5 protein-coding genes are annotated in these 7648 nt (G+C 52.5%); 4 read left to right on the top strand and 1 reads right to left on the bottom strand.

Annotation, left to right across the window (positions count from 1 at the left end; all coding sequences use genetic code 11):
* Positions 1-52: 52 nt before the first annotated feature.
* The 3 genes from KQI82_RS10835 (at position 53) to KQI82_RS10825 (ending at position 5122) form a co-directional block, all read left to right on the top strand.
* The gene (locus KQI82_RS10835; RefSeq protein WP_216632770.1) at positions 53-3406 is read left to right on the top strand and encodes a S8 family peptidase; all 3354 of its coding nucleotides are present in this window, start codon (positions 53-55) and stop codon (positions 3404-3406) included.
* A 21-nt stretch (positions 3407-3427) separates the two neighbouring features.
* On the top strand, positions 3428-4279 hold the full coding sequence (locus tag KQI82_RS10830; RefSeq protein WP_216632769.1) for a hypothetical protein: 852 nt from the start codon (positions 3428-3430) through the stop codon (positions 4277-4279).
* A 285-nt stretch (positions 4280-4564) separates the two neighbouring features.
* On the top strand, positions 4565-5122 hold the full coding sequence (locus KQI82_RS10825; RefSeq protein WP_338149006.1) for an S-layer homology domain-containing protein: 558 nt from the start codon (positions 4565-4567) through the stop codon (positions 5120-5122).
* A 935-nt stretch (positions 5123-6057) separates the two neighbouring features.
* Here KQI82_RS10825 and KQI82_RS10820 read toward each other — a convergent pair.
* Positions 6058-6624, bottom strand: a complete 567-nt coding sequence (locus KQI82_RS10820; protein WP_338149005.1) for an arginase family protein — start codon at positions 6622-6624, stop codon at positions 6058-6060.
* 240 nt (positions 6625-6864) lie between these two features.
* On the opposite strand from KQI82_RS10820, the gene KQI82_RS10815 reads away from it, so the two are divergent.
* A complete protein-coding gene (locus tag KQI82_RS10815; RefSeq protein WP_216632767.1) occupies positions 6865-7638 on the top strand; it encodes a nitroreductase family protein in 774 nt (257 codons plus the stop codon).
* Positions 7639-7648 lie beyond the last annotated feature (10 nt).

Below are 7648 nucleotides of genomic sequence, written 5' to 3'. Positions count from 1 at the left end.
CCCACCTGTGATTGCCGTATCAAAATAAAAAACCGGAAAGGAGAGCCGCGTCATGATACATAAGAAGATCCGTGCGGGGATGGCTCTTGTCCTGAGCCTATGCATGGTGATCCCAAACGCATACGCGCTGTCCGGGGACGAGTCGACCGATCTGGAATATGATGGATATATCGTCAAACTGAAAGACGAGATACCGCAGCAGAGTTTGTATGTACTTGGCGGCGGGGACAGCAGCTCTGAAAGCGGCCTCATCGTAGTGGACAGTTTGGAAGAAGCTCGTGATATCCCGGAAGAACTGGTGGAGTATATCGAGCCAAACTATCTGGTGGAGCTCTTCGCTGAAAATGAGGCTGAGGATGAGCCCGCAGATGGGGACTCTCTCTCCGACAATTCTGTTGTGCCCAACGATCCCTATTACGCCGACTATCAGTGGAACCTGCAGACGATCAACGCATATGAAGCATATCGACAGAATTTGACCGGCAGTGGTGTAAAGGTAGGCTTCGTGGACTCCGGCATCAATATTGAACACGAAGACGTAAACGACAACAATATCAGCGGAGCGAATTTTAACCAAGACGAGCTTGCATATTATCAGGATACCTACGGACACGGCACCTTTGCCGCAGGTATCGTGGCGGCGCAGACAAACAACAGCCGCGGTATCGCCGGCATTGCGCCGGATGTCGAGCTTCATGCGTACCGCATCTTTTCAAGCAAGACCACAACGACAGACGCAGTCGTAGCCGCCATTGAGCAGGCGGTTCAGGACGGCTGCCAGGTTATCAACCTGAGTCTGGGAACCTCGAATTCCTCGACAGCGCTGCGGGACGCGGTTGCGGAAGCGGTCGCTTCCGGCGCGGTCGTTGTGGCGGCCGTCGGCAACGGCGGCAACGCCGTGACGCAGTATCCCGCCGCCTATCCCGGCGTCATTGGCGTCGGATCAGTGGATATAGGCCTGGAAGTCTCCAGCTTTTCCCAGCGGAATACATCTGTTGACTTTACAGCGCCGGGCGACGGCGTGGCAAGCCTCAGTAATACCGATAACAGCGGCTATAAACTGGACATTACCGCTTCATCCAACCGGGGAACCTCCTTCGCCGCGCCGGTCATCACCGGAATGGCCGCTCTGGCTCTGGGCTATGACAAGGACATCACAGCGGATGGCGTTTTCACCCTGCTGCAGGCCAGCGCCGTGGACAAGGGCGCAGAGGGTTACGACACCAGCTACGGCTACGGTGTTGTGGATGTGGCGATGTTCGTGGAAGAATTGACCAGGGACTACACGATCAGCTATCAACTTGATGACGGCACGCTTCCGGAAGGGGCCGTATCGACTTATAACGTAAAGTCTGACACGGTCACGCTGCCTGCGCCGGAAAAGGCGGATTACCAGTTCGCCGGTTGGTACGTGGACGAGGACTGCACAGGCGATCCCGTAACGGAGATCCCGGCAGGCTCCGTCGGTGATTTGACCCTCTACGCCGGTTGGCAGACGGACCTGTCCACCGCAGTGGCCTCGGTCTATGTGGACGGTTATGCCGCCAGCCTGCAGGAAGACGGAACCTTCCTCGCCTATTTCCCCTATGGTGCGGATCTCAGCGCCGTCATAGCGGATAATATTGTCGTGACGCCGATGACCTCCACCAGTACGGCGGGCTATCCGCAGCGGTCTGAGGCTGACAGCACCATTTGGCAATTTACCATTCGCAGCGCGGCCCCGGTGGTCGAGAAAACCTATACGATCCGGCTCTCGACTTTCCCGCTGCACGTAAAAGCGGATGCCGCCGGGCAAAAAGGAACTGCTGCGCCCGCATCGCTGGACGGAACAAGGTCCGCAGTGAGCTATGAGGTGCAGGATGTTTCTGCCTGGTTCCAGTACGGGGAAGGCGGGCTGCCCGAAGAATTTGCCGCCCTGGCGGAGATGACCGACGGGACAGGGACCCTGAATCTGGAAGGGAACCAACTGACCTACACCCCGGCCGCGGAGGACGCGGGAAAGATCGTGACGCTGACGGTGCGCGGCAGCACAGGGAATGTGTCAACGCCGGATGCTGTCACGGTAGCGATTACAGTTGCCCCGCTGCCCACCAGCAACGCGGTGCTGATAACGAAAACGGAGACCTTTGATCCATACACCCAGGAAACGGCGGAATTTATGCTGACCATGTACGACAATTCCGTAACGGCAGTCAAGGTTGGCGAAATTGCGCTGTCGCCCGAACAATACCGCACAGGGAGCGTCTCAATCGACGGTTCTGCCGCGCTGATTCTGACGCAGGATGGGGTGTCAGCCTTGGCGGACGGCGAGTACACCGTAACGATTTCCTTTGACAAGAGCGCGCCGGTCGTCGGAAAACTGACGGTGGCACGCAGCGAGATCAGCTGCACGGCTGCCTATCGTGCCGCCAGTATGACCCTGACCGACAATATTGCCCTCAACTACAAAGCCACCGTTGTGGTGCCGGAGGATGTCGTCATCCCCTATACTGTGGGTTCTCTGTTCTGGACCACCGAACCCCAGAGCTATACAGTGGAGGATGATCCGCAGCTGCAGATCGAAAAGGATGGCGTGAATTCTGACCTCTACCGCTATGAGGACAATACCGGTTACCATGTCTTTACCTACGACGACATACCAGCCAAGCAGATGAACGATACCATCTACTCTGTTGTCTATGTTCTCATAGACGGTCGGTATTTTTACAGCGATCCGCTGGAGTACAGCGTTGCAAAGTGTGCCATGGCAGTCCTGAACGCTGCCGGCTATTCCGCCGAATTTAAAACACTTGCGGTGGATATGCTCAATTACGGTGCTGCCGCGCAGAGCTATTTTGGGTACCGAACGGATAACTTGGCCAACGGTTCTCTAACCAGTGCGCAGAAGGCGTTGGGGACGAGCAAGAATGTCTCCCTTACCGATGGAAAGACGAAATACGGCACGGATTCTGAAGAAGTGAAATTCTCATCGGTCAGCCTGACGCTGGAGAGTGCGGTATGGCTCAATTACAAAGTGTCTGTGGCACAGCGGGATGGGGCGGTCATTGACAGCGTGGTGCTGCTGTATGACGACGAGTTTTCTGGCGTGACAGACTGGGAGACCCGTCGGGAAGCAAATGAACTCAAGACCGCTGCCATGACTCTGGACGGCGCCATATATTCCGGCTCTATTCAGGATGTTGTGGCAAAGGAACTGCGAAAACCCTACTATGCGCAGGTTAGGGTGGGATACAGGAATACGGAGAACAATACCGTTACCTATGCGTACAGTTCCGTTCTGAAATTTGCCATATCAGATTTTGCCTACGCAGCTCGTCAGCAGGGCAGCAGCGCGCTGAAGCCGCTTTCAGAAGCGCTGATGCGGTATGGAGATGCGGCTGCCGCCTATTTCAATAGCCTGCATTAACAAAGAAAAGGAGAATGATCTATGAGCTTCTGGAAAAAAATCCTTTGTGCTGTTCTGGCTGTCGGCTTATTGGGGATGGGTACCACCGCACTGGCGGCAGAGAATACCCAGGATAACTATGCTGATGCCCTCCATGAATTGGGACTGTTTCAGGGGACCAACGCGGGATACGAGTTAGAGAAGGACCTTCCCCGGGAGCAGGCAATCACACTTGTGGTCCGTTTTCTGGGGACGGAAAAAGAAGCGTTAGAAAAAAACTATCAGTATCCTTTCGCTGACGTGCCAAACTGGGTCGCTCCCTATGTGGGCTATGCCTATGCAAATTGGATCACCAGCGGCATCAACGTAACAACGTTCGGCACCGGACAGCTGACGACCCAGGCACAATATATTGTTTTCATGCTGCGGGTCCTCGGCTACCAGAGAGGAGAAGATTTCGCCTGGGATGAGGCGAAGGCCTTTGCGGAACAGATAGGGCTTTTGCCCTCTGGCTGGGACAGCGGTGACCATTTTACCAGAGGCGATGCCGCGGAACTGTCCTGGCTGACATTGGGCGTAAAGGTAAAGGGTGGAACAGAAACGCTGGCGGATAAGTTGATCAAAGCCGGGGTGTTTACCGCGGATGAGTACGAGTTTGCTCAACGTGTGGCCGAGGTTGGTCTTGCGGGGGCGCAGGAAGCGGAAAAACCTCTCCCGGGGAACGATGATAATTCCGGCAGCGGCGGTTCCGGCGGCGGTTCCGGCGGCAGTTCCGGCGGCAGTTCCAGCGGCAGTTCCGGCGGCAGTTCCAGCGGCAGTTCCGGCGGCGGTTCCGGCGGCAGTTCCGGTGGAAACCCCGATACGAATGAAACGGAGGATATCCCTCTTTTCTGACGGTGAATCTTTTTTAGGGCAATACCGCACAGAACAAAGGTGTGCAATATAACCCCAAAAATGGTACAATATGGCTGACAGTCTTTTCTGCGGACATGGGAGCCCAAGGAGGCACTGGTCAGCCAGTTGCTCCCCTAATTGTAGCTGAGGCACGAGATGGAAGGAAGCCCAGCTGGATGCTGGGCTTCCTTCCAAAACATATTGTAATAGGAGGTACGTGTCAGTTCTTCCGGTGGCAGCACCTCCAATCCGGTAACTGTACCGGAGCAGCCGAAGAACGGCAGCATTTCTGTTAGCCCCTCCAACGCATCTGAAGGCCAGACCGTTACGGTCACTGTCACCCTGGATGATGGTTATGGTGTGCAGACCGTCACAGTGACGGACAAAAAGGGTAATAACATCCCTGTGACGCCTCTTGGCAACAACAAATACAGCTTCACGATGCCTGGCACCGCAGTCACCATCGAGGCCGAACTTTTGCCGCTGAGTGACATCGTAACCTTTACCGATGTTCCCGCCAATGCCTACTATGCGGACGCGGTGACTTGGACGGTACGCAATGGTGTCACAAAGGGCACCACCGAGACCACATTCTCTCCCAATGCAAGCTGCACCCGCGCCCAGGCCGTCACATTCCTGTGGCGTGCTGCCGGCTCTCCCGAGCCCGCATCGACCCGTAATCCTTTCACAGATGTAAAGAGCGATGCGTATTATTACAAGGCCGTCCTGTGGGCCTTGGAGAAGGGGATCACGGTCGGAACCACCGCCACCACCTTCTCCCCCAACAATGACTGCACCCGGGCCCAGATCGTGACGTTCCTGTATCGCTTCCTGGGCGAATAATCCGAAGCTGCCCCAACTGTAAAACGGAGGGCGGCAGGCAAGCGCCTGCCGCCCTCCGCTCATGCACGACCAAAGGGAAAAGCGGCCTTGCAAAGGAGCTGACATGCACGGCGCAAAGTACAAGCAGACCCTTATTTTGACCCTTATTCTGACCCTTACCACGGTAAAACCGGCCAACACGCTCTAACAGCACTTAAAACAATGAAATCTCAAACCCTTTGTGCCGCAGCACTTTGCGGCATTCGGCGACATCAGATGACACGGTTCAAAATCGCGCACAGGCGATTCGAATCCTTCACCCGCTGCCAATAGAATTGCTCTGGAATCGTTGAGGTTCCAGGGCTTTTCTATATAATGACACAGATTTTCTAATTTCGTATTGATTTCAACTGTTCTGGTTGAGGACTGCGCAGTCCCACATTAGCACAAAAGGGTAAGTCATTTAGGAAGATGAGGGCCTTATGGGCCTACTCATGCCTGCCAGATTCGGCAACGCAATGGCCCAGATGGTAAAAAAGGGAGCTTGCAGCCTGGCTCCATGAATATGGTTGCGAAATAGAGCGGGAGGGACACTGTCTTTTGGTGACATCTGCTGCATTGCTTTAGTGCTATACTGCTCCGCGTCTTGAGGCGCGGGGCAGTTTTTTACAGTAAATTTTGACCGCATAAGGGGAAAGAGTTGGATCGTAAGGATAAAGAACCGGACAAAACAGCGATGAGCAATCCGATCGGACTGCTCATCGCTGTTTTTGCAAGAATGAAAGCCGGACAATTTTTCTCAAAAGAATGTTCTCCATAAAATGGATACCAATCCATAAGGGGGATTTTCTAAAAGGCCGGGGCCTGATAGGGCTGTCCACAGGCCCTTGATATAAGACTGTACATCATGGCGAGAATCAGAACCTCTCAGGCAATCAGGCTTAACCGGAAAACGATTATAAGGGAATCTTCTCCCAATTGCTTAATCCTGCTGTCACCAGCTGCATTCCATTCAGATATGTATAGTTGCCGCCTCTGTCATAATGATCAAAATCGATACAGAAAACAGAGTAAGCGACGATTTTTCCTGTCTCCATAACAATGCGAATATTACGCATTACCACATCAAGATCATGGCCGTAGGGAACTGCTTTTTCATAGGCTGGGATATACTTTGCCTTCAGTATATCAGCGTCAACAGACAAATATATCACATCAACTTCTGAGGCAAGCTTTTTCACGGCCCTTTCCCATGCGGCAGCATCTTCAAAAACACTTGCCTCCAAACGCAAAATATTTGCATTGCATAAAGCCTCGGCAGTGGGCTCATCCATGATACGGAAATCACTGGCAATGATATGTTCGCCCTTGATGGGGAGATGCAGCCCGCAGATTTCTTTGCGGAAATTGGGAAGCGTTTGTCCTGCCATCATCGATAGCCGCACGCCCACCATGCGGACCGGCGTCGATGATGTTTCAACGATGCGATTATCGGCATGTGCGTCTACCCAAATGAGGCCGATCTTCTTATCCTCTCCGATTTACAGGCGGGTACCAGGCTTATTCAGAGGAAGAAGTGATATTAAAGTGATCCCTGTCTGTTCTTGTTATAACGGCAGTAGCCATAGAGCCAGCTGCCCTGTCTGTTCGCTCCATAAGCAGGCGGCCAGTGTTTTTTGTAACGTCTTTCTTTACCAATGTTGTTTTGGGAGGATGTGTTTTGATATAATGGTTAAAAAACATTAACGAAAGGATTTGGGGATATGAAACAACGGCAGGTAATAGTTGATACAGATAAATGTATCGGGTGCGGTCTGTGCAGGAATGTATGTGTTGCCCACAATCTTGTCATACATGATAAGAAGGCAAAAATTGTGCTGGATGAGTGTGTTATGTGCGGACAATGCTCGGCAGTCTGCCCCAAAAGGGCAATTTCATTGGTTGGGTGCGGAAGCGGGCAGATGGAAAAAGCAGGAGATGCACGGCTTGCTCCTGATGATATTTTGAACACGATCCGTTTCCGCAGGAGCGTACGCAGTTTTCAAGAAACAGAAATTCCCCAAAGGGTGATCGAACAGATTTTAGAGGCAGGAAGGCTTACTCATACTGCAAAAAATATGCAGGATGTGTCTTATGTTGTGCTTACCGCCGGAAAAGACCGCGTTGAAAAGATGGCAGTTACCCTATTCAGGGCAATTAAGCCTGTTGCGAATCTGTTTAGCCCAATGACAAGAAACAATCAAATCAGCGATCAATTTTTCTTTTTCAGCGCCCCTGCTGTCATCGTTATTTTAGCAAAGGATAAGACAAATGGCGTTCTTGCTGCACAAAACATGGAGTTTGTTGCGGAAGCAAACGGGTTAGGCGTTTTATACAGCGGATTTTTTACAATGGCGGCCAATATGTCACGAAAAATTAAAAAAGAGATTGGCGTACCGAAAGGAAAAAAGGTTGCCATGACACTGGTGCTCGGTTATCCCAATGTAAAATTTTTACGCTCTACACCCCATAAAGAATTGGAAGTCAGATATATGTAGGAGGTTTGAA

Source organism: Dysosmobacter acutus (genome assembly GCF_018919205.1).
GTDB classification, from domain to species: Bacteria; Bacillota; Clostridia; order Oscillospirales; family Oscillospiraceae; genus Oscillibacter; species Oscillibacter acutus.
Note: the sequence above shows the minus strand (reverse complement) of the source record. Positions and strands in the feature narration are given on the sequence as shown.